Annotated in this window: 22 protein-coding genes; 3 read left to right on the plus strand and 19 right to left on the minus strand. The window is 43.8% G+C overall.

The window, feature by feature from the left end; translation table 11 throughout:
- Positions 1 to 81: 81 nt before the first annotated feature.
- The 4 genes from A3756_RS02485 to A3756_RS02500 all read right to left on the minus strand — a co-directional run bounded on the left by A3756_RS02485 (position 82) and on the right by A3756_RS02500 (position 7,090).
- The gene (locus tag A3756_RS02485) at positions 82 to 1,305 is read right to left on the minus strand and encodes an aspartate kinase (RefSeq protein WP_068507874.1); all 1,224 of its coding nucleotides are present in this window, start codon (positions 1,303 to 1,305) and stop codon (positions 82 to 84) included.
- A 55-nt stretch (positions 1,306 to 1,360) separates the two neighbouring features.
- Positions 1,361 to 3,958, minus strand: a complete 2,598-nt coding sequence (gene alaS / locus A3756_RS02490; protein WP_068507877.1) for an alanine--tRNA ligase — start codon at positions 3,956 to 3,958, stop codon at positions 1,361 to 1,363.
- Between the two features lie 261 nt (positions 3,959 to 4,219).
- Entirely contained in the window at positions 4,220 to 4,681 is a 462-nt protein-coding gene (locus A3756_RS02495; protein WP_068507878.1) for a PilZ domain-containing protein, read from the minus strand.
- Between the two features lie 57 nt (positions 4,682 to 4,738).
- The gene (locus A3756_RS02500) at positions 4,739 to 7,090 is read right to left on the minus strand and encodes a response regulator (protein ID WP_068552845.1); all 2,352 of its coding nucleotides are present in this window, start codon (positions 7,088 to 7,090) and stop codon (positions 4,739 to 4,741) included.
- A gap of 175 nt (positions 7,091 to 7,265) precedes the next feature.
- Here A3756_RS02500 and A3756_RS02505 point away from each other — a divergent pair, with 175 nt between their 5' ends.
- The gene (locus A3756_RS02505; RefSeq protein ID WP_068637670.1) at positions 7,266 to 8,273 is read left to right on the plus strand and encodes a DUF3187 family protein; all 1,008 of its coding nucleotides are present in this window, start codon (positions 7,266 to 7,268) and stop codon (positions 8,271 to 8,273) included.
- A gap of 77 nt (positions 8,274 to 8,350) precedes the next feature.
- Positions 8,351 to 8,953 (plus strand): YfaZ family outer membrane protein, encoded by a 603-nt coding sequence (locus A3756_RS02510; RefSeq protein ID WP_082865048.1) that lies wholly within the window; start codon positions 8,351 to 8,353, stop codon positions 8,951 to 8,953.
- 3 nt (positions 8,954 to 8,956) lie between these two features.
- Here the strand turns inward: A3756_RS02510 and acpS are convergent, their stop codons facing one another.
- The 13 genes from acpS to A3756_RS02575 all read right to left on the minus strand — a co-directional run bounded on the left by acpS (position 8,957) and on the right by A3756_RS02575 (position 20,528).
- Complete coding sequence (gene acpS, locus A3756_RS02515; protein ID WP_068507884.1) at positions 8,957 to 9,334, minus strand: holo-ACP synthase; 378 nt, start codon at positions 9,332 to 9,334, stop codon at positions 8,957 to 8,959.
- Positions 9,335 to 9,343: 9 nt separating this feature from the next.
- On the minus strand, positions 9,344 to 10,084 hold the full coding sequence (pdxJ, locus tag A3756_RS02520) for a pyridoxine 5'-phosphate synthase (RefSeq protein WP_068507886.1): 741 nt from the start codon (positions 10,082 to 10,084) through the stop codon (positions 9,344 to 9,346).
- Positions 10,085 to 10,089: 5 nt separating this feature from the next.
- Positions 10,090 to 10,830, minus strand: a complete 741-nt coding sequence (gene recO / locus A3756_RS02525) for a DNA repair protein RecO (protein WP_082865049.1) — start codon at positions 10,828 to 10,830, stop codon at positions 10,090 to 10,092.
- Positions 10,831 to 10,859: 29 nt separating this feature from the next.
- Positions 10,860 to 11,783 (minus strand): GTPase Era, encoded by a 924-nt coding sequence (era, locus tag A3756_RS02530; protein WP_068507888.1) that lies wholly within the window; start codon positions 11,781 to 11,783, stop codon positions 10,860 to 10,862.
- A gap of 15 nt (positions 11,784 to 11,798) precedes the next feature.
- Positions 11,799 to 12,482 carry a ribonuclease III gene (gene rnc, locus A3756_RS02535; RefSeq protein ID WP_068552847.1) on the minus strand — a complete coding sequence of 228 codons (684 nt, stop codon included), beginning with the start codon at positions 12,480 to 12,482 and terminating at the stop codon, positions 11,799 to 11,801.
- A gap of 66 nt (positions 12,483 to 12,548) precedes the next feature.
- A complete protein-coding gene (locus A3756_RS02540) occupies positions 12,549 to 12,923 on the minus strand; it encodes a DUF4845 domain-containing protein (protein WP_068507892.1) in 375 nt (124 codons plus the stop codon).
- A gap of 115 nt (positions 12,924 to 13,038) precedes the next feature.
- A complete protein-coding gene (lepB, locus tag A3756_RS02545) occupies positions 13,039 to 13,824 on the minus strand; it encodes a signal peptidase I (RefSeq protein WP_068507894.1) in 786 nt (261 codons plus the stop codon).
- Between the two features lie 52 nt (positions 13,825 to 13,876).
- Entirely contained in the window at positions 13,877 to 15,676 is a 1,800-nt protein-coding gene (gene lepA / locus A3756_RS02550) for a translation elongation factor 4 (protein ID WP_068507897.1), read from the minus strand.
- A 152-nt stretch (positions 15,677 to 15,828) separates the two neighbouring features.
- The gene (locus A3756_RS02555; protein ID WP_068506914.1) at positions 15,829 to 17,241 is read right to left on the minus strand and encodes an AarF/ABC1/UbiB kinase family protein; all 1,413 of its coding nucleotides are present in this window, start codon (positions 17,239 to 17,241) and stop codon (positions 15,829 to 15,831) included.
- Positions 17,242 to 17,244: 3 nt separating this feature from the next.
- Complete coding sequence (gene lipA / locus A3756_RS02560) at positions 17,245 to 18,255, minus strand: lipoyl synthase (RefSeq protein ID WP_068507899.1); 1,011 nt, start codon at positions 18,253 to 18,255, stop codon at positions 17,245 to 17,247.
- 32 nt (positions 18,256 to 18,287) lie between these two features.
- Positions 18,288 to 18,971 (minus strand): lipoyl(octanoyl) transferase LipB, encoded by a 684-nt coding sequence (gene lipB / locus A3756_RS02565; protein ID WP_068507902.1) that lies wholly within the window; start codon positions 18,969 to 18,971, stop codon positions 18,288 to 18,290.
- Between the two features lie 29 nt (positions 18,972 to 19,000).
- Positions 19,001 to 19,324 (minus strand): YbeD family protein, encoded by a 324-nt coding sequence (locus tag A3756_RS02570; protein WP_082865051.1) that lies wholly within the window; start codon positions 19,322 to 19,324, stop codon positions 19,001 to 19,003.
- 31 nt (positions 19,325 to 19,355) lie between these two features.
- Positions 19,356 to 20,528: a D-alanyl-D-alanine carboxypeptidase family protein gene (locus tag A3756_RS02575; RefSeq protein WP_068507904.1), complete on the minus strand. Its 1,173-nt coding sequence runs from the start codon at positions 20,526 to 20,528 to the stop codon at positions 19,356 to 19,358.
- A 172-nt stretch (positions 20,529 to 20,700) separates the two neighbouring features.
- Between A3756_RS02575 and A3756_RS02580 the strand changes: the two genes are divergently transcribed.
- Positions 20,701 to 20,883 carry a hypothetical protein gene (locus A3756_RS02580; RefSeq protein ID WP_068507906.1) on the plus strand — a complete coding sequence of 61 codons (183 nt, stop codon included), beginning with the start codon at positions 20,701 to 20,703 and terminating at the stop codon, positions 20,881 to 20,883.
- Here A3756_RS02580 and A3756_RS02585 read toward each other — a convergent pair.
- Together A3756_RS02585 and A3756_RS02590 are read right to left on the minus strand one after the other, a co-directional pair.
- Positions 20,852 to 21,667, minus strand: coding sequence for a septal ring lytic transglycosylase RlpA family protein (locus tag A3756_RS02585; RefSeq protein ID WP_231875460.1), 816 nt, complete (start codon positions 21,665 to 21,667; stop codon positions 20,852 to 20,854). The two genes, A3756_RS02580 and A3756_RS02585, sit on opposite strands and share 32 nt — an antisense overlap.
- A 13-nt stretch (positions 21,668 to 21,680) precedes the next feature.
- The coding region (locus tag A3756_RS02590; protein ID WP_197481117.1) for a lytic transglycosylase domain-containing protein at positions 21,681 to 22,157 on the minus strand (477 nt) is incomplete at its 5' end.

Below are 22,157 nucleotides of genomic sequence, written 5' to 3' on the forward strand. Positions count from 1 at the left end.
CTCAAAAAGATAGTTTTAAGTGGATTAATCTTGCACATTTTCTATTTAGTTATAAATTGTGAAAATACTGTTCGCCTTGAATTAATGTTCCTGCGCCAGATCAAAAGCACCATGAAGCGTCCTTACGGCCAACTCTAGATACTTCTCATCGATCACAACAGAAATCTTAATCTCCGAAGTCGAAATCATCTGAATATTTATACCTTCATCAGACAAAGCTTCAAACATCTTGGTAGCTACCCCTGCATGAGACCGCATCCCTACACCGACGATAGATACTTTTGCAATATCGTTATCACCTGCAGTCCTCTCAGCACCAAGCTTCTCACATACTTCTTCTAATACCGCTTTCGCCTTTTTATAGTCATTTCTATGAACCGTAAAGGTAAAGTCAGTTTTTTTATCCAAGCCAACATTCTGTACAATCATGTCAACTTCAATATTCTTGTCACTAATAGGGCGCAATATCTTCGAGGCAACGCCTGGAATATCCGGCACACCTACCAAGGTCAATTTTGCCTCATCACGATTAAAGGCAATCCCCGAAACGGCAGCCTGCTCCATATTTTCCTCACTATCAATCGTAATCAAGGTACCTGGCCCATCCTCAAACGAAGATAGCACTCTTAAAGGCACACTATATTTCCCGGCAAATTCAACCGCCCTAATCTGCAAAACCTTAGAGCCCAAACTCGCCATTTCTATCATTTCTTCAAATGTCACTTTTTCCATACGGCGCGCACTATCAACAACCCTTGGGTCCGTTGTATACACTCCGTCGACATCTGTATAAATCTGACATTCATCCGCTTTGAGCGCAGCCGCTAGAGCAACAGCAGTGGTATCTGACCCGCCACGACCAAGCGTCGTAATATTATGATCCTCATCAACTCCCTGAAAACCAGCAACAACCACAACTTTACCCGCAGACAAGGCCTCGCGCATTCGCGACTCATCAATATCCTGTATTCTTGCCTTCATATGAGACTGATCAGTCAAAATACGAACCTGACCACCTGTCATAGACATTGCATCACAATCAATCTGCTGCAAAGCCATACTCAACAAAGCAATCGTCACCTGCTCACCGGTCGACACCAGCACATCCATTTCACGAGGTACAGGATCCTTAGATATTGCATCGGCCAATGATATTAACCTGTTAGTCTCTCCACTCATTGCAGAGACAACCACTACAACATCATCACCTGAATCTCGAAACTTTTTTACTTTCTCTGCCACAGCTTGGATACGCTCAGTCGTACCGACTGAAGTACCGCCATATTTTTGAACAATCAGGGCCATTGACCTATTTAAAACCTCTTAATTGTAGACTTAGAACCTAACACTAAATAAGCAACTACTGCTGGGACTCAACCCATCCAGCTACCGACGCCAAGGTTTCTTCTAGAGCAGTAACATCTGTACCACCGCCCTTCGCAAAATCAGGCCGGCCACCACCTTTACCACCAACACCTGCCGCAACGACTTTCATCAAATCTCCAGCTTTGTACTGCTTGGAAATTGATTTCGTCACACCAGCAACCAAGGCAATTTTATCTCCGTCTACAGAAGCCAATAAAACCACCGCATTCTCAAACTGGTTCTTAAGCTTGTCTACAGCGTCTTCCAGACCTTTACGATCTACACCCGATAACTGAGCCGCAACTACTTTAACCCCAGCAACGTCCACTGCCTTGTCAGCCAATTGAGAACCTGCGTCAGCTGCAGCTTTCTGCTTAAATACCTCTAACTCTTTCTCAAGCGCACGACACTTTTCTACCCACTGATTTGCTTTTTCAAGAACATCTTCTCTACCCGCCTTGAAAACACTTGCGACATTTTTCAACTGCGCTTGCGACTCTCGATTCCAAGCTTCAGCCTCTGCACCAGATAAAGCCTCTATACGGCGAACACCTGACGAAATTCCACCTTCAGACACTATCACTAGCGAGCCAATATCACCCGTACGCTGGGCATGTGTTCCACCGCATAACTCCACAGAAAAGTTATCATCCCCCATCGAGAGAACTCGAACATTCTCACCATACTTCTCTCCAAACAGCGCCATAGCGCCCATTTGTTTGGCCGTTTTTATATCTGTTAAAGTCGTTGTTACTAAAGAGTTCTCTCGAATTCTCGCGTTGACCATAGACTCTATTTCTAACAACTGCTCAGGCGTAACAGCTTCATAATGCGCAAAATCAAAACGCAGACGCTCACCATTACACAAAGAACCTTTCTGAACGACGTGCTCTCCTAGAATCTGCCTAAGCGCTGCATGCAACAAGTGAGTTGCCGAGTGATTTAGAGCGGTCGCATCACGCTGAACACTATCAATGGATGCCTTAACAGAAACACCTGATGACAACTCACCACTTTCAATCTGGCAAATATGTAAAAAATGATTTTCTTGTTTCTGGGTATCTTTTACCAGTGCTTTACCACCATCCCACTCGAGGACACCAGTATCGCCAGCCTGACCACCCGACTCTGCATAGAAAGGTGTCGACGCCAATACCACGATACACTGCTCGCCAGCTCCAGCCTTGGCATTCTCACCATCAACCGTAACCGACAGTACCTCTGACTCATGATCAAAACTTTCATAGCCAACAAACTCGGTACTCCCCGAAATATCCAAAGAGTCGTTGTAATCAACACCAAATTTGCTCGACGCGCGCGCTCTTTCTCGCTGCGTTTCCATTGCAGCTTCATAACCCTCGTGATCTAGCGTTAACCCTCGCTCACGAGCGATATCATTAGTCAAATCAACCGGGAAGCCGTAAGTATCATATAAAGTAAAGACCGTCGCACCAGAAATAACGGTACTATCCAGAGACGCAATATCTGACTCCAGAACCTTCATTCCCTTATCAAGCGTTTTGGAGAACTGCTCTTCTTCCTGAAGCAAGATTTGCTCTACTTGCTTCCGGGAAACCTTGAGCTCAGGGTAAGCTTCACCCATCGCGTCAATCAAAACCTCGACAAGGCGATAGAAAAACGGCTCAGAAGCACCAAGTTTATTTCCATGCCGAATAGCGCGGCGAATAATTCTGCGAAGTGTATAACCACGCCCCTCATTCGAAGGCATTACACCATCAGAAATCAAGAAGGCACTGGCACGAATATGATCAGCAATAACCCGCAGAGATTTTTCTTCAATAGAAACGCCACCCAATATTTTGGATGCGCCATTTAGAATGGTCTGAAAAAGATCAATTTCGTAGTTTGTATGCACATCCTGCATCACGGCAGCAATACGCTCCAAACCCATACCGGTATCTACAGAAGGCTTTGGTAGGTCATGCATCACTCCGTCAGCAGTACGATTAAACTGCATGAAAACGAGGTTCCAAATTTCAATATAACGATCACCGTCGTCATTTGGACCACCAGGAGGATCACCAGCAATATCCTCACCATGATCATAAAAAATTTCGGTACACGGCCCACAAGGCCCGGTATCTCCCATAGACCAAAAGTTATCTTTCTCTCCTAGCCTTGAAAAACGTGACTGGTCGATACCGATTTCATTAAACCAGATATCTTCAGCTTCTTTATCATCTTTATAGACAGTCACCCACAGTTTTTCTTGCGGTATATTTAACTCTTCAGTTAAAAATTGCCATGCAAACCGAATTGCATCCTGTTTAAAATAGTCGCCAAAACTGAAGTTACCTAGCATTTCAAAAAAGGTGTGATGGCGAGCTGTATAACCTACGTTTTCAAGATCGTTATGTTTACCGCCAGCACGGACGCATTTTTGCGAGGTGGTCGCTCGATTATAAGCTCGTGACTCTTTTCCCAAAAACGTATCTTTAAACTGATTCATTCCCGCATTTGTAAACAACAAGGTCGGATCATCTGCCGGAACCAAAGAACTACTATCGACAATCTCGTGTTTATTACGATTAAAAAAGCTCAAAAATGCGTGACGGATCTCTGCCGTTTTCATAACAAAACTCACCTGTTATTGTACTTTCCTGAAAAATCAGTTTTTTTAAACCAAAAGAGCGCGATACTCTATCACAAACATCCCCACCCAAACACTGGATTCCTCGCGCTATTTACAACTTTTTTACATAGTCGCTACCGGAAGCAAAAAGCGCCCGACAAAAAACTCGGTTAAGCCGAAGGAAGCACCCTAAAGTTAGCTGGTTAACGAAAAGCTATAGAAAAGGAAAGAAAAAAGAAGGGACCTTAAATAACTAAAATCTTAGGTAATATCTGGAAAATCGTGTGCAAACTTGCCTATCCACTCTTCAGCAGCATGTTCACCATCTATCGTGCGGCCTTCAACCTCTTGAACCCACATTCGATAATGTTCGATATGGCAAACTTGCTCTACCATACGCGCAGTAAAGGCATCCTCTCTACTCGTAAACTCTATGCCCGCTTCAAAACGATCCGGGCGTGACAAACACCAAATAACCTTAGCCTGAGCTTCAAATGGAGGATCGACAATCGGAATCTTAATATTTACTACTGACCCGACTTTTAAACGCTGTTTCGAACTAAAACTCAAACCACCCAAGCTAACGTCTTGGGCTACTGACTTTTCAAGAGCAACATGGCCACCTTCAGCACCAAGCGATTCCGCACCATTTTCAGGTGAGAGTTCATCAACTGCCGTAAACTCTATTGGTACGTCTGCCGGGTGGCGTATATAGGCTCTCATAACTCTTGTTAATCTCACTTATTATTCACTAAGAATTTATTGTAGGCAAAGTACAGTTTAGTTGACATGCCTTTCTAACACCATTTCCAATTGCGCTATTTTGAATGGCTTCGTCATAAACTCATCCATACCGACCTGGAAGCATCCCTCAGCTTCTTCTTCAAAAGCATTTGCTGTTAAAGCCACAATTGGCGTACGACCACGTTCAGGCTTGGATCGTTCGATCTCACGTATTATTTGCGTGGTTTCATAGCCATCCATTTCAGGCATTAAACAATCCATAAAAATTAAAGCATATTTATTCTTCTTAAATAGCTCAATTGCCTCAAACCCATTTACCGCCAGGTCTACCTGGCAGCCATTACGCTCCAGCATACGCATAACAAGCTGCTGGTTAACAATGTTATCTTCGACAATTAATATATTGGACTTGGTTTGGTCCTGTAGATCTATAACTTCGGGGTCCGAACTTTCTTCAGCATCACTCACGGTATATCGCGTCACCAAGCGACGCTCACTTCCCTGACGGAATCGCTCAGCATAGGCCTGACACATAACTCCCCTCAAAAACGGGTCACGGAACTGCTTACTCAAAAAGCCACTAGCTCCTGCCAAAAAGAAGCCTTCCGCATCACCCAACTGTGGATTTGAACATAAAACAACGATCTGCACAGGATCAACGATAGACTGGCGAATCATCTGACAAGCTTCTACACCCGACAAATCCTGTAAGATGTCATCACACAAGATCATGTTGAACTGCTCTTCACTTCCAGCATAAGAATGCAAGGCTTTTATCGCTTCTGCAGCAGTCCCCACCGCCTCGAACTGAATCCCCCACTCGCTTAAGAGTTCAAGTGTAATTTTACGACTAAGCTCATACGAATCGATCACCAGTACTTTGAGCGTTTTCAGCAAGGACAAATCCAACAACTCTCTGGAGTTATCGCCACGAACTACCGGCAAGTTCAACTCGAACCAATAAGTAGACCCATCATCTTCTTTTGATTCGTTCAGCAATGTACTACCCATGAGATCAACTAACTGGTAGCAAATATCCAGGCCCAAGCTACGCTTTTCCCTCAGTTCCGAAGAAAAACCTATATCAGCAACATCAACCCGCTTATTAAGCCTCTGTATAGGCTTACTACCACTATCTTCAATTGACAAACGAATGGCCGCTCGAGAATTCTTTTGAGACAAAAGATCAACATTAATAAAAACGTGACCCTTCTCAGTGTGCTGGATCGCGTTAGCAACTAGGTTCATCAATACTTGTCGTATTCGTACAGGGTCTCCTCGTAAAGTCTGTGGAATATCGGGGCTAATTCGGCTCTCGAACACAAGGCCCTTTGACTCAGCCCTGTTTTTCAAAAGAATAGTAACACCGGATAACACCCCTCTTAAATTGAACGGTATCGTCGTAATCATAAGATCGCCCGACTCGATTCTGGAAAGGTCCAAGACATCATTTACAACGTACAACAATGACTCTAAAGACACCTGAATAGTTTGAGCATACTCACGCTGTTCATCTTCCAACTTCGATTCCAGCAATAACGAAGTGAAACCTAGCAACCCGTTCATTGGCGTTCGCAACTCATGGCTCATTTTTGCTAGAAACAAGCTTTTCGTCTCGCTGTTCTTGCGTGCTGCTTCTAACTCCTTCTGCGACAACGTTAAACGAGCCTCAGACTTATACAGACGCTCTTCCATCTCCTGCTTATACTCTAGAATCGATAACCACAGTTCAGAGACCTCAGTATCCTCTAATGAAGAAAGCCTCTTCATAGACTCATCTACATTCTGGTTTTTCAGGTCAATCATAAACTGACGCAAGCGCCTAACAACAATCTGATATCCAAGCAAAACACTCGTTAGCGAGCAACAAGCGACAACCAGCACATACAATAAAAAGCTAGTCAGTCCTTCCCTAGAAACCTCTTCAATGACCCCATCTAAACTCTGGACGACAGCCAGCTCTCCTAACCAGTAGGCTTGAGCCTCCCCTCCCTTCCAATAACTAATTGGATAGACAGATTGCTCGATGCGGGCAGAGGCCCCAATACTTCCAACCGTTATAGTACGACCGTCATCATAGCTGAGCGTATACTTTCTGGTTTCTTTCCCAGAAATATGCAAATGACAATCATCCAGCATCGCAATTAGTATCGCTTCGACCTTTTGATCGTTTGCGCGCCAAACAGCTTCACTTATCGGGTCAAGATTAGAAGACAGTAAATGATCTAAACACTCATTGATTGAATCAACTTGCATTTGGTAAGAGTAAACCCCTTTCGTAAAAACAATACCAAGCGATAACAATATGCTAAACAAAAAGCTATATAAGCAAATACGCTTAAGCAAGGGGGCTTTCTTTAGCTGTTTTAGCGTATTAGTTAAGCGCAAATGAAATCTCCTGAAGGGGATGTGAAAACTTGTGCAACACTAGCAAAATTCTTACGTGGCGTGTAGTACTGTTCAATGGCAAATGTAAAACGAGAATTCTTAATCAAAGGTAATTCGTGGCAAATTGCTTACCGTGGTAGCCTAGAACTCTAATTTAACTAATTTTCATAAGCTAATGCGCTCTATACTTACTACCCTTTGCTACATCGTGCTTTTTAGCTCTCAATTACAAGCTGCACAAACCTATAATAGCGAGACAATAGACGCTCGAAACAACAGCCCTATTGCTATGCTTTTCTCTCTCCCAAGAGCTAGCTTTTACCCAAATGAGCAAATCGGATCGATTCATTTACAATCAGACGCTTCGCTCACCAATTACATCAGCACTACAGATAAAAATGGCGACTATTTTCGCATAGACGGAGAAACCTGGAGATTTAGAAACACAGTTTCATACCAATATTCTCAACAGCTTCGCATTCTGGTAGACGCGTCCTGGATAAAACATGGCGGCGGTTTAGGTGATCGATTTATTTTCCACTTCCATGATGCATTAGCACTTCCACAAAATGGCCGCTCCGATAAGCAACACGATAGGTTCAACTGGACACTCTATTCTGAAAATCAGCAGGTATTATCTTTTCAGCGGGAAGCGTCTTCATGGGGTGACACCGAGGTTTCATTCGCATGGAAAATGAAAGAAATCTCCGATACTCAATACAACGCTACACTTAAAATTCCCACTGGCAACTACACGAATCAAACAGGCAGTGAAGCCTTCGACATAAATTTTAGCATCACCCAGCAGAACCCTGAGTGGTTCAAAAGGCGCAATTTTTTTGAACAAACAAAGCTTTCTTTATGGTACGGTACTGGTCTTGGCTATATAGGAAAGTCAGAGCAACTTAAGATTCTTGAGCAGCATCCTGTAAACCTTTCTTTTCGCGCAGGGTTCGCGTGGCTAATTAGTCCTAATTGGCAGTTAAAAAGTCAGATTGATACTCACTCCCCCTTGTTCAAAACAGAGCTACGTGAACTTGGCTGGGTACCGCTGCAAATATCCTTTGAAAGCGCACACCGTTTCAGTCAGGATATATCAATAAATCTGATGATTGCTGAAGACATTAGGCCACGATCCGTACCAGATGTGATCCTTAAGACAAGCCTAAGAATTAGACTTTAAAACTCACCTTAGAAACTTTCGGTGTTAAGAACTTAATTACCAAGTAAAGAATTGACTAACAAGGAACTTGAAAACCAATGCAATGCTTTAAAAAAGGAAAGTTAAACCCTGGCTTATTATCATTTATCGGGTTGATCGGATATACACTTGTACTATCTACACCCACAGCCCATGCTGATGAGATTGATCTCAGACTCAGCAATGACGCGGTTCACGGAAACTATACTAAAGATAATAGCCGGTCTAAGGCAAGGTTTGGCATGGGGTACTTCTATAAAGATGACGATTACACAACCAATATTCTAAACGTTGACCTACATGCAAAAGGACAAACCGTTATCGGTAATATGCCAGCAACAGTTGCTATTGGATTTGAAAGTAACTTTTTTAAAATCGAGGATTTCAAAGGTACTGCTGTTGGAATTGGCGGTTCACTAAGGCTAAACCTACCAAGCGCACCTGGCTTATCATTTGAAACAGATCTACATTATGCGCCCAAGGTACTATCTTTTGGAGACTCTGACGAGTTCAGTCGTTTTAGAACCCAAGTCAATTACCGAATTATTGAAAATGCCGATATCGCATTCGGCTTCCGCTATATGAATGTTGGCAGCGAATTAGATGGCAAGAATGAAACCCTTGAAAGCGGCGTATACCTTGGTCTTCAGTTAGCACTATAAGACTCAGGAGAGCACTGCAAACGCAGAGACTAAGCCGGATTCATCAGATAAACTAATGTGTATAGTCTCTGCACCCATTTCTTCCATTTTTAATTTTGCTTTTTGGTGCAAGACAGCAACAGGTTGCCCGCTCACCGAATGCGCGAGCTCTATATCATGCCAGGTAATACCCTGAGAGACCCCAGTACCCAAAGCCTTTGATACAGCTTCTTTGACAGCAAAACGCTTAGCTAAGAAGTTGTCTGGACGATTCGATTCAAGAAAGGAGTCAAACTCGTTGGGGGATAATATCCGCTTTGCAAAGCGCTCTCCATAACGCTCGAGGGATCTGGCAATTCTCTGGATTTCAACCAGGTCATTGCCAATACCTTTAACAGTCATAATTCACTATTAGCTCGTAGATTGTATTAAGGCATTCATTTCACGAACCGCATCCTTTATGCCAACAAACAAAGCCCTAGCAATGATACTATGCCCTATATTGAGTTCGTTAATACCGGGTATGGCCGCTATCGCATGCGTATTATGATAGTGCAAACCGTGCCCTGCATTAACAATCAGGCCATGAGACAAGGCCAAGTTCAAACCACTACGAATCCTTCCTAACTCTGCTTGCAATTCAAGCGGATCCTTACACTCGGCATAATGCCCTGTGTGAATCTCAATGGCTTGAGCACCGCAACGAACAGCCGCTTCAATTTGCGCAGGCTCAGGATCGATAAACAGAGAAACTTCTGAACCAATCTCACTCAAGCGAGCGCAGGCATCCTTAATACGATCTTCCTGCGCAATGACATCCAAGCCACCCTCAGTAGTCAGTTCCTCTCTTTTCTCAGGCACCAAACAACAATGTTCAGGCTTAACCTTCTCGGCAAGCCCTAGCATATTTTCGGTTACTGCCATTTCAAGATTCATTCGAGTTTGCAAGGTTTCCTTCATCACCAGTACATCTCGCTCTTGAATATGGCGTCGATCTTCACGCGGATGAATTGTAATACCATCTGCTCCAGCCTCTTCAGCCAGTAAAGCAGCTTGAACAGGGTCAGGGTAACGTGTGCCACGAGCCTCTCTCAAGGTTGCCACGTGATCAACGTTCACGCCTAATAAAACTCTGCCATTAGGATTTTCCATCAAATTTACCCCTTAAACTTTATCGGACGAAATAACTCTCGACTTTTTATCACCTGACCACCCAAAGCATCATCAACCAGATAGCGCATCAACTGCTTGGCCTTTAAGTACTCTTCCTTTTGCCAGGTAGAGCCATTAACAATATCTAAAGTACTGATAAGCGATATTGCTTTTCCACTTATAATAAACACACTTCCTAAGTTAGAGCTGGCCTTACCAACTCCTTCAAAACCTTGCTGTGAAAGAAACTTATATCCCNGATCCTTCTGAATCTTGTGACCATAAATATCATGTTCAAAATCAGGCAGTAATCCTAGCTCACTCAGTAAAAGGTATTCAAATTTTCGCAAACAGCGCTGCAAGTCTTGCCCTTCAGCTAGCTGATCCAAACAATCTACATAGTTTGAGAACACTCCCGGGCTTGGCTCATTGTCCGGTACTAGCTTCAGAACCAATTCATTAAGGTAGTAAGCACTAAAAAGATAGTTTGCGCGAAGCTTATAGGGCTGGCTTGGAACATCGACGGATCGAAGTGTTTTGATTGAAGAGCGGCCACTCCAAGAGAGCAAAAGAGCCTGAAAGGGTTGAAGCAAGGCTGACCAAGCACTTCCTTTTCGCAAGGCCCCTTTTGCGATCAAAGTAAGCCGTCCGAAATTAAGTGAAAACACATCAACTAAAAGACTGGACTCCTGATAAGGGCGCCGGTTCAAAACATAAACCGCTTGCTGCTCCTCAATCATACTCATGCACTGACCGCCCCCTATTTAAAGGAGCCTTACTCGTCTCGATAACCCAAACTCTTTAAAGCCCTTTCATCATCAGACCAACCACTTTTGACCTTAACCCATAGGTTTAACATCACCTTGGTATCAAACAAGCGCTCCATTTCTTTACGAGCATCACGGCCAATGATTTTTATTTGTTCACCCTTGTCACCAATAACGATTTTCTTTTGACCACTGCGCTCTACAAGTATTAGCGCGCTAATATGCAGCACGTGCTTAACCTGTTTAAACTCTTCAATCTCTACAGTCACCGCATAAGGTAGCTCTTCCCCCAGCTGTCGCATGATCTTCTCACGCACAAGCTCAGCAGCCAGAAAGCGCTGACTTCTGTCAGTCACTTGATCTTCAGGATAGTAATGAATACTGTTTGGAAGGAAGCTATCAATTAGTTTTTCAAGAGAATCAACATTATGTCCATGCTTGGCAGAAACTGGAATAATTTCGTTGAACGAATGCTTCTCAGCCAAAACTTGAATGTGCGGTAACAAAGCACCTTTTTCTTTTGCCTGATCAACTTTATTTAACACGAGAATTACAGGCGCTTTTGCAGCTTGGATTTTTTCAAGCACGAAGCTATCTTCCTCTGTCCACTTGGTTCGATCAACCAAAAAGACAATAACATCAACATGCTTAAGCGAATCTGACGCCGCTTTATTCATATATCGATTAATCGCTTTATGTTCTTTCAGGTGCAAACCAGGTGTATCAACATAAACGACTTGCGCTTCGCCTTCGGTTTTGATCCCTAAAATCTGGTGACGCGTGGTCTGAGGCTTCTTTGAGGTAATACTAATCTTTTGACCCAATATACGATTTAGCAACGTTGATTTGCCGACATTAGGGCGCCCAACAATGGCGACATAGCCACAACGGGTATTCGGGTTATTAAAACTTTCCAAGTCGAATTCAGTCATGATAATACTCCAGGGTTATGACTTTTCTTCCAGAATAGCCAGCGCTTGCTTTGCTGATTTTTGCTCAGCTATTCGTCGACTAGGGCCTTCACTATTTGTTCTGATACTCATTGATGCAACCTCACACTCGACAAAGAAAGTCTGATCATGAGCTTCACCTGTGACCTTAATAACTTCATATTTCGGGAGGTCTTTCTTTATAGATTGCAGATATTCTTGTAGGCGGGTTTTAGGGTCTTTTTCGGTATTATCTAAAGACAAGTTAGCGAAACGCGGCTCATACCACGATAAAACAACTTCTCGGCAAGTTGAATGATCGCTGTCTAAATAGATAGCACCAATGACGGCTTCCAGAGCATCAGCAATAATCGACTCCCGCCTAAAGCCACCACTCTTCAGCTCACCGCCCCCTAAGTTCAAATAGTCGCCTAGCTTAAATTCTTTACCAATCTCTGCCAGCGTTACCCCTTTTACCAACAAAGAGCGCAAACGGCTTAGCTGACCTTCTTTTGCAGACGAGAAGTGTTGAAACAGATATTCAGCAATAACAAAGCTAAGTATGGCATCCCCTAAATACTCCAGGCGTTCATTGTTCGCACCTTTAAAGCTACGATGCGTTAACGCTAAATCTAGCAGGCTTTGATCTTTGAACGCATAACCAATTTTTCGTTCAAGCGCACTCAAGCGATTTTGTTTCATAGGGACTAATTTTTCCAAACTTTGCTCAAGCCTTTTCCAAAAAAGACGGTGATAAATAACTCTAAACTAAAACTTTTTCTCTATAGACTCTTCGAAGGAGACCACTGCATCTATGTTGCTATAAATCGGAATGCGAACTTCATACTCTACCGAGATATAAACACTTTCATCTGTAACTTCAGCATAGAAGCCTTCCTTAACATCAAAGGTACGGACATTGTTAGTTAACAAGCGGGTTTGGAAGTTTGTTTCCAGCTCACCAGCAGACATCCCTTCTAAATCAACTTCTTTATCATAAGATTCGAGTACAGATGCAATTTGCCAATGCTCATAAAACGCGGGGTAAAGCTTGAAAGCAATTGTTAAAATAATCGCAGCCATACCCAAAAAAAGCAGGACCACTGGCATCGAAGCACCCTTTTGCCGAGAATCAGTACGCATGTATAACCTCATCGTTAATCTATTTGAATCGTTGCGCTGCCAAGAAGCAGGACATTTATAATAGTATTGTTCAATATACGGATATTGCCTACTCGCTAAACAAAAGTCTTAAACTTTATTCGATAGCACCAACACGCGAAAAACTAGGTATGGAGAAGAACTTTGGCCAATGCATCCATATCGCAAAGGCTTTTCCGACAACCAGGTGGTCAGGAACAACGCCCCAAAAGCGGCTATCATTACTGTTATCCCGGTTATCTCCAACCATAAAATACGAGCCCTCAGGAATCTCCCAGTAACCTTCAGCACCTCTATTTAGCTGCGCTTTATGCTCATACAGCTTATGCTTAACCGAGCCTAAAGTCTCTTCAAACAGTTTGCGCCCAGGTAAATTCGCTAACAGTTTCTCTTCGACAAGCTCACCGTTGATCCATAACTGCTTGTCTTTATATTCAATTTTGTCACCAGGGACACCGATAACTCGCTTAATATAATTGGTCTTTCCATCTTTAGGGTATTTAAAGACCATTACATCACCGCGCTGCGGATCATCCATTTCAATGACTTTAGTTCCCACCACGGGAAGGCGAAAACCATAGGCATACTTATTTACCAGAATAAAGTCGCCAACTTCCAGGCTTGGTAACATTGAACCAGAAGGAATTTGGAAAGGCTCAACAAGAAAGGAACGCAAAACTAAAACGATTGCCAGTACCGGAAAAAAAGACCTAGAAACTTCTACTAACCAAGGGCCTTCAGAAATTTCTTCTTCGCTAGCTGCACTAGATGAATTATCTTTAGCCGCATCTCTTTTTGGTTTCCAGAGTATTGCATCGGCAAGGTATATCAAACCCGTCGCGAAAGTCAGTACAACCAATATCAGGGGAAAATCTATATCCATACTCTTCTCTTATCTACTTGATGCTCAAGCCAACGACGTCGAAAGCAATGTATTAATTATCAATCTTCAAAACTGCCATGAAAGCTTCTTGCGGGATCTCTACACTCCCAACCTGCTTCATTCGTTTTTTACCTTCTTTCTGCTTCTGTAGAAGCTTCTTCTTACGACTTACGTCACCACCGTAGCATTTTGCTGTTACGTTTTTACGTAAGGCTTTTACAGTTTGCCGAGCAACAATTTGACCACCAATCGCGGCTTGAATAGCAACATCAAACATTTGACGAGGAATTAGCTCCTTCATCTTCTCGGTAAGTAAACGTCCCTTTGAGTGGGCATTATCTTTATGAATAATTAGCGCCAATGCGTCAACTTTGTCACCGTTTATTAGAACGTCCAGTTTGGTCAAATTAGACGTTTCAAACCGTACAAAGTGATAATCTAGCGACGCGAAGCCCCGACTGACTGATTTGATACGGTCAAAGAAGTCGAGTACCACTTCATTCATTGGTAAATCATATTTGAGAGAGACCTGCCCTCCCAGAAATTGCATATCCTTCTGAATGCCTCGTTTCTCAACACAAAGACTAATTACATTCCCCAAATGCTCTTGTGGTACGAGAATATTTGCCTCTACGATTGGCTCTCTCATCTCCTCTACTGCACCGGGGTCTGGTAGACGAGACGGGTTATCTACTTTAATAACCTCACCATTACGCATCACTAGTTCGTAAATAACTGTTGGCGCAGTGGTCAATAAATCTAAGTTATATTCTCGTTCGAGTCTCTCCTGGATAATCTCCATATGGAGCATACCCAAGAAACCACAGCGGAACCCGAAGCCAAGCGCATCGGAGGTCTCAGGTTCATAATGTAAAGAAGCGTCATTTAAGGTGAGTTTTTCCAAGGCATCGCGAAACGACTCATAGTCATCAGAACTAACTGGAAACAAAGCGGCATAGACCTGTGGCTGGACTTTCTTAAAGCCTGGCAACTGCTCTACTTCAGGAGTTTTAGCATGGGTGATGGTATCACCAACTGGCGCGCCATGAATGTCTTTAATACCCGCAACAACAAAACCAACTTCACCTGCTCTAAGAATGCCGGTCTCATGACGCTTCGGTGTAAACACTCCCGCAGCATCAATTTGGTGGGTTTTGCCCGTTGACTTGATTAAGATTTTATCGCCTTTACGCAAGGTGCCTTCTTTAACTCGTACGAGAGATACAACACCCAAGTAATTATCAAACCAGGAATCAATAATAAGCGCCTGAAGGTCAGCATCAACATCACCCTCTGGAGGTGGAACCACTTCGATTAGAGCTTCAAGAACATCTTCAACTCCCATGCCACTTTTAGCACTACAGGGAACCGCTCCCGACGCATCGATTCCGATAATATCCTCAATCTCTTGGGTTACTCGCTCAGGATCGGCCTGTGGCAAATCCATTTTATTTAGTACAGGAAGTACCTCCAAGCCCATTTCGATGGAGGTATAACAATTTGCCACCGACTGAGCCTCGACCCCCTGACCAGCATCGACAACCAATAACGCACCCTCACAGGCAGCGAGAGAACGTGACACTTCATACGAAAAGTCTACGTGCCCCGGAGTATCGATGAAGTTTAGCTGATAGGTTTCGCCATCTTTTGCCTTATAATCGAGTGTGACACTCTGGGCCTTGATCGTAATACCACGTTCTCGCTCGATATCCATGGAATCGAGTACCTGAGCTTCCATCTCACGGGACGACAGCCCGCCACAATCCTGAATAAAACGATCAGCCAAGGTCGACTTACCGTGGTCAATATGGGCAATTATTGAGAAATTACGAATATGTTTAAGACTACTCACTGGATTATTTTACTCTAAGGTTGATATCTAAATTGAGCACTCGGAATAAGTGGCAACCAAACCGCGCATTCTAAAGGATTTCAGCTAACTTGGCGATATTTGTTTGATAAGTTGCGGGCTTCTTGAAATGTTTAAAGGAAAACGGAGAATGGCTACCGGACGTTAAAGGCTTCAACATAAGGTGCCAATAGGTCCTGCCCCTTAAACTGACCATTAAGTACCGAAATAAAGGTATAGACGCCTACCAGCTTTCGATTCAGGAACACAAATTCTTTTGGCGGAATTTTAAAGTAACGACTAATTGCCGAAACAGCAGCTCGCTTGGCAATACGTGAAGGCAAATCACTATCGCGCCAACGATACTCTCCCTGCTCATTAAAAGATTCAGAACCCGCAGCAGACTGGTCTTTCGCTAAAGGCTCCAGCACTGCAATACAAACCCCGGCAAACTCTTCCAGGATTTTTCGCGGCCAGTCTGCTTGCATAAACTTTAACGCAATCCCACCACGAATAACACCTTCCAGGTCAGCTTCATAAGCAGCTGAAATCATTTGACATACAGGGTTAATAAATTGCTGTGGATACTTTTGCACAGCGCCAAAATCCAGTAACACTATTCTATCTTTGCCACTCTCTTCACCAATTCGTATTCGATAATTACCGAAATTTGGATCAGTTTGAATCTCGTGCCAGACGAACAACTCTTGCAGAAACAGCGCCAAAGATGATTTAGCCAGATTATTACGACGCGCCTGAGACAACTCAGCAACACGCTCGCTAGAAACATTTTCACCCTCTTCGTAGCTTGTAGCCATAACATTTTCGCAGGAGAACTGAAAATACACTTTTGGAACAATGAATCGAGGATCATCTTGAAGCATTTGAGAGAAGCGGGCTGTCGTTTCAGCTTCTAGGTGGTAATCTACCTCCCGATGCATCATCACTCTAACCTCTTCCAACCAATCGTTAAACGCTGGTCCTGCAGTAACCACCCTCGCCAAGCGAAGTATTTGTGCGACAGCATCCAGATCGGCATCAATTGCCTGAGCAACTCCCGGGTACTGAACCTTCAAGCAAATGACTTCACCTGTTTCGATTATTTTTGCACGATGAACCTGTCCTAGCGAAGCTGTGCCTATTGGCTCTTCTTCAACTTCAAGCTTATCCATATTCGCTGCGCCAAGGTGCTCGAACAAAACACCTCGAATGACAGGCCATTCCAGCGCAGTAGTATTTTCTTCAAGAGTATGGAGAGCTTCGGTAACTTCAGGTGGCAGAAAGTGTTCGCCATAAAGCGCCATGACCTGCCCGATTTTAACCACACTCCCCTTCAGCATTCCTAACTCACGAACAAGAAAGTGAGCTTGATCCGAAAGTGCCTTTTTGCGCTTTTCAGCTCTAGCCTCTTTGCCGGAAAATAAAGAGGTAGTCATATGACCAGCCATCCGCGTACCGGCCAGTAAGCCTGCTTTAGTCAGACTCAAACGACGCTCAAAGCTACCCGTTTTGATAGCTGAAACTGTTTTATTACTTTGAGTATTAGAGTCTTTCTTGGACTTTGACATAAGCTACACTTTTGGCAGAGATTCGCCCTTCGCTTGTTTATCTGCATGATAAGAAGAGCGGACCATTGGGCCACTAGCAACATGTTTGAATCCAAGCTCTTTGGCAAGCACCGCTAAATCATCAAACTCTTGTGGCGTGACAAAACGCTCTAAAGCCAGGTGATCTTTACTCGGCTGCAAATACTGCCCCAGGGTTAACATATCAACATCATGCGCACGAAGGTCACGCATCACTTGCTCGACCTCCTCAATCGTTTCACCAATTCCTAACATCAAACCCGACTTGGTTAGTACATTGGGAGCCAAAGCCTTATAAGACTTGAGCAAATCCAAAGACCATTGATAATCAGAACCAGGACGAACCTTTTTATAAAGAGAAGGAACTGTTTCAAGGTTATGGTTGAACACATCTGGCGGTGTTTGCTTTAGGATATCGAGCGCAACTTCCATACGGCCACGAAAGTCTGGCACTAATATCTCAATTTCAATATCGCTGCTACGTTCTCTGATTTCGTTTACACAATCAGCAAAGTGCTGAGCACCACCATCACGCAAATCGTCACGATCTACGGAGGTAATCACAACATAACGCAAAGCCATATCTGCAATTGCAATCGCTAACTCACGAGGTTCGTTTTCAGCAAGTGGCTTGGGACGACCGTGAGCAACATCGCAAAACGGACATCGTCGAGTACATATATCCCCCATTATCATGAAGGTAGCGGTGCCGCCGCCGAAGCACTCTCCCAAATTCGGGCAAGAAGCCTCTTCACAAACACTATGTAGTTTATGCTTACGTAGCTTACCCTTTATCTCATCAATCTTTGGGGTTGCCGGAACCCGAACGCGAATCCAGTCTGGCTTTCGTGGCATTTTTTCAGTAGGAATGACTTTAACGGGTATTCTGGCGACCTTCTCGGCGCCACGAAGCTTTTCACCCTGCACAGCTCGCTTAATCGTCTTAGCACTACTGCCTGTCTTCGCGTCGGCACTACCCTTGGGAGAATCTGTCATAACTACCTTCTACTAAATTTAATTTTGAGCAATTAACTGTCTTTATATTCCATAACAATATCGTCATAGGAAAAAGACTTTCGCAGCTCATTAACCAAGCAACCTGCCGCTCTCTCAACAGCAACATCTTCTTGGAAATCACACAGCTGAACCATTTTGAGATCTTGATAGCCACAAGGGTTAATACGCCCAAAAGGCTCAAGGTTCATATCGATATTGAGACTCAAACCATGAAACGAACGCCCATGCCTGATACGCAAGCCCAGTGAAGCAATTTTATCTTCTCCCACATAAACACCGGGAGCATCTTTTTTAGGTGCAGCCTGAATACCGTATAAGGCCAACATATTGACCAAAGCCTGCTCTATTCTAGAAACAAGGTCTCGAGCACCAATTCCCATACGGTTTATATCGAGCATAAGATAAATTACAAGTTGTCCCGGGCCATGATAGGTAACCTGACCACCCCGGTCGACAGGTACAACAGGAATATCTCCTGGCGCTAGAATATGCTCTTCTTTTCCGGCCTGCCCTTGCGTGAAAACAGGCTCATGCTGCAGCACCCATATTTCATCTTCGGTCTGCTCGTCGCGCTGGTCGGTAAATTCCTGCATTGCTCGCCAGACTTTTTCATAAGGCTGGAGACCGTGTAACATTTTTACTTGTAAATGCTGGCCAAACGCTGGGCCATTTGAGTTTTGAGCTTTCTCTGTCATCGCTATCGCCCTCAGATCAACATGCCAGACTAGATAACCATTTTTATATGGCCAGTCGCCATCAAGGCTTCATGTATCGCTTTTAACTGAGCTTCGCCAGTCGCGTATATATGAAAACGCACCGAGACGAAGGTTCCCTTGCTGCTTTCATTCAAGGTAACCCGATTCTCATCCAGGTCTGGAGCATGAACCTTAACGGTTTCAATCACCAAAGCTTTCAAATCAATATTATTAGAACCAATTGCTTTAATCGGATAATCACAAGGAAACTCTATTTTAACTTCATCTTCAGATGAAGAAGCTGATAGACCTTTAGCTGAAGAGTTACTCAGTATCACAGGTTTCTTTATCATCACACTACCTCCAACCAAGAACTAATTTTCATTAAGAAAACAAACCAATGAAAAACAACTTAATCATATCCAACAGGCGTTTAAAGAAGCCACCCTCGGGCACGGGCTCCAAAGCTACTAAAGCTTCATCAACAATTACTTTACCGTCAAGAGACACAAGTAAGCGGCCGTATTCTTGTCCCACGGCAACAGGCGCTTCAATTACATTATCTACTTTAAGCTCTGCTTTAAGGTCATCTTTTTGACCCCGAGGAATCGTTACTATTACGTCTTCGGCTAAGCCCAACTGGAAAGAATCCAAAGCACCCTTCCAAACCTGGCTATCTGTCAGTACTTCACCAGCCTTGTACAGTTCGTGCGTCTGATAATATCTAAAGCCATAGTTTAACAACTTCTGTGTCTCTTTAGCTCTGGCATTTTCACTATTCGTACCCATGACAACACTAATCAAGCGCATACCATTGCGCTTAGCTGACGCGACAAGGCAATAACCTGCTTCTTCAGTATGTCCGGTCTTTAAGCCATCGACTGACTTATCACGCCACAACAAGCGATTGCGGTTTGGCTGCCTTATATTGTTATAGGTGAAGTATTTTTCAGAATACAAAGGGTACTGATCAGGAAAGTCATTAATGATCGCAAGAGCCAGCTTTGCCAAATCAGAGGCTGATGAATAATGCCCTTCAGCAGGCAAGCCTGTAGCGTTCATAAAGTTGGAGTTTGTCATGCCCAGTAGTTGAGCTTGCTGATTCATGATATCGGCAAATGCATCTTCGCTACCAGCAACATACTCAGATAGCGCAATACTTGCGTCATTGCCTGACTGAATAATTACGCCTTTGAGCAGCTCTTCAAGCAAAACTTTTGAGCCTTCCTTGATGAACATTTTTGACCCGCCAGTGCGCCAAGCCTTAACGCTCACTGGAACCTCGTCATATAAATTGATATTACCTTGAGCTACTTCGCTTTCGACGATGTATGCGGTCATCATCTTAGTCAAGCTGGCGGGTGGCAACTGAACGTAGCTTTCATGCTCTACGATTACTTCGCCACTCGTGGCATCCATTAAAATATAAGAGCTAGCTGAAACCTGTGGCGGAGAAGGAATAAGAGCTGGCTTAGCAAATGCGTCGGCAACATGGAATCCGAGAAGTAATAACAAAGAATAAAGTGGTAACACCTTACCTAGTGATCTGAACATCATTAAAAACCCGATTTTGATTTATATGAACGAAGTGACATATATTGAAGAAAGCAAGTCTAACCGAATTCAGCAATCGATTCATCCATAAGCGAAGACCAATAAGCCAATCTGTATTAAAATTAACGCTTCAGCTAATACAGACTTCTAACGAACAAGAAGAGGTATAAACGAAATGAAGGAACTCAAAAACGGCTCTGTTGACAGCGCACAAACAGTTAAAGCAGGCTGTGGAATTCGCTACGACCCTGAACAGCTAGACGGAGATTGCGGCTTCGATTTTTCACAAGCTGAAAACATGAAGCCTGAGAAAGAAGCCCATATACCTAAGAGCCCGGAGCCAACACAGGACGACTAATCACAACAGGTGCACCAACCTCACTGTCGGATAAATGAGCCTTTAACTTTTCTGCAGCGCTCATGTCATCAACTGGTCCAACTCTGACACGATAGATATTAGCCCCTTCAGCCTTCCCTACAAACGCAGAGTGAGCCAAGCCCATTCTCTGTAGACGCTGGAGAAGGTTATTAGCCGAAGCCTGATTAGATAGCGCCGCCACTTGAACAAAATAGGCTAAGCGGTCTTTGCTTTCTTTTACCCCCGAAGCCTCCTCACCACTCACTGTTGGTTTTGGTACAACGATTGATTCTAGTAAAAGCCTGGCAGTTCCTTTGTTGTGGTAATCCAGCTTCTTGGCTGCGGCATAAGATAGATCTAATATTCTACCTTCATGAAATGGCCCACGGTCATTAACTCTAACCACAACCGACCTTTGATTTTCGAGATTTGTCACCTTCAAATAGGCAGGAAGAGGCAAGGTCTTATGCGCTGCCGACATGGCATACATATTATAAATCTCACCATTTGAAGTCAGCTCACCATGAAACTTCAAGCCGTACCAAGAGCCAATCCCCTCCTCGCGATACTCCTTAATCGAATCGAGCAGGTGATACTCCTTTCCTCGCACAGTATAAGGAGAGTAATTGCCTTTTGGGCTGATTGGCTCCCATTTAGGGATTGCATCTGGCACCTTGGATACATCGAACTCTCCAGTAGGCCCGACATCATGCTTCATGCTGTAGCGAGAACTACTACAAGCCAGCAAAAGCAGGGCCAGGCAACACAAGAGAATGCAACGCAAACTACTCAACACCTTAGTTCATTCCTAGCTTTAGAGCCTCGGAAAGCTGGTAAACTGCCATCGCATATAAATGACTATGGTTATAGCGAGTAATCACGTAAAAATTCCTCAAGGTTAACCAATACTCTTCACCGGTAGCCCCTTGAAGTATCTGAAGTTTCGCAGGCATATTCTTATCCAAACCAGCAGGAAGACGCAAACCGTGTGCCTCAAAATCAGCTACCATATGCGACGGCTTGAGCTTCTTATGAACAAGCTCTTGATAACCCTCTCCTAAGTCTGACTTTTCTAGCTGAAAAGCGACTGGCTGCCCCTCGGACCATTTATGCATCTTAAAATAGTTAGCAACACTTCCCACCGCATCGGTAGCGTTATTAAGAATGTCCGCAACCTTATCGCCATCGAAATCAACTGCGTAGTGACGATAGCTACTTGGGATAAACTGGCCGTAACCCATCGCACCCGCATATGAGCCTTTCAAGTCTAAGGC

The sequence above is a fragment of the Oleiphilus sp. HI0086 genome (assembly GCF_001635225.1).

Bases quoted from the DNA above. Each gene is read 5' to 3' on its own strand.
- A3756_RS02570 (WP_082865051.1), bottom strand. From the start codon at position 19,324: ATGATAAAGAAACCTGTGATACTGAGTAACTCTTCAGCTAAAGGTCTA.
- A3756_RS02485 (WP_068507874.1), bottom strand. From the start codon at position 1,305: ATGGCCCTGATTGTTCAAAAATATGGCGGTACTTCAGTCGGTACGACT.
- A3756_RS02495 (WP_068507878.1), bottom strand. From the start codon at position 4,681: ATGAGAGCCTATATACGCCACCCGGCAGACGTACCAATAGAGTTTACG.
- A3756_RS02555 (WP_068506914.1), bottom strand. From the start codon at position 17,241: ATGTCAAAGTCCAAGAAAGACTCTAATACTCAAAGTAATAAAACAGTT.
- A3756_RS02575 (WP_068507904.1), bottom strand. From the start codon at position 20,528: ATGATGTTCAGATCACTAGGTAAGGTGTTACCACTTTATTCTTTGTTA.
- A3756_RS02580 (WP_068507906.1), top strand. From the start codon at position 20,701: ATGAAGGAACTCAAAAACGGCTCTGTTGACAGCGCACAAACAGTTAAA.
- rnc (WP_068552847.1), bottom strand. From the start codon at position 12,482: ATGAAACAAAATCGCTTGAGTGCGCTTGAACGAAAAATTGGTTATGCG.
- acpS (WP_068507884.1), bottom strand. From the start codon at position 9,334: ATGACTGTTAAAGGTATTGGCAATGACCTGGTTGAAATCCAGAGAATT.
- alaS (WP_068507877.1), bottom strand. From the start codon at position 3,958: ATGAAAACGGCAGAGATCCGTCACGCATTTTTGAGCTTTTTTAATCGT.
- A3756_RS02505 (WP_068637670.1), top strand. From the start codon at position 7,266: ATGCGCTCTATACTTACTACCCTTTGCTACATCGTGCTTTTTAGCTCT.
- lipB (WP_068507902.1), bottom strand. From the start codon at position 18,971: ATGACAGAGAAAGCTCAAAACTCAAATGGCCCAGCGTTTGGCCAGCAT.
- pdxJ (WP_068507886.1), bottom strand. From the start codon at position 10,084: ATGGAAAATCCTAATGGCAGAGTTTTATTAGGCGTGAACGTTGATCAC.
- A3756_RS02510 (WP_082865048.1), top strand. From the start codon at position 8,351: ATGCAATGCTTTAAAAAAGGAAAGTTAAACCCTGGCTTATTATCATTT.
- era (WP_068507888.1), bottom strand. From the start codon at position 11,783: ATGACTGAATTCGACTTGGAAAGTTTTAATAACCCGAATACCCGTTGT.
- lipA (WP_068507899.1), bottom strand. From the start codon at position 18,255: ATGACAGATTCTCCCAAGGGTAGTGCCGACGCGAAGACAGGCAGTAGT.
- lepB (WP_068507894.1), bottom strand. From the start codon at position 13,824: ATGGATATAGATTTTCCCCTGATATTGGTTGTACTGACTTTCGCGACG.
- A3756_RS02540 (WP_068507892.1), bottom strand. From the start codon at position 12,923: ATGCGTACTGATTCTCGGCAAAAGGGTGCTTCGATGCCAGTGGTCCTG.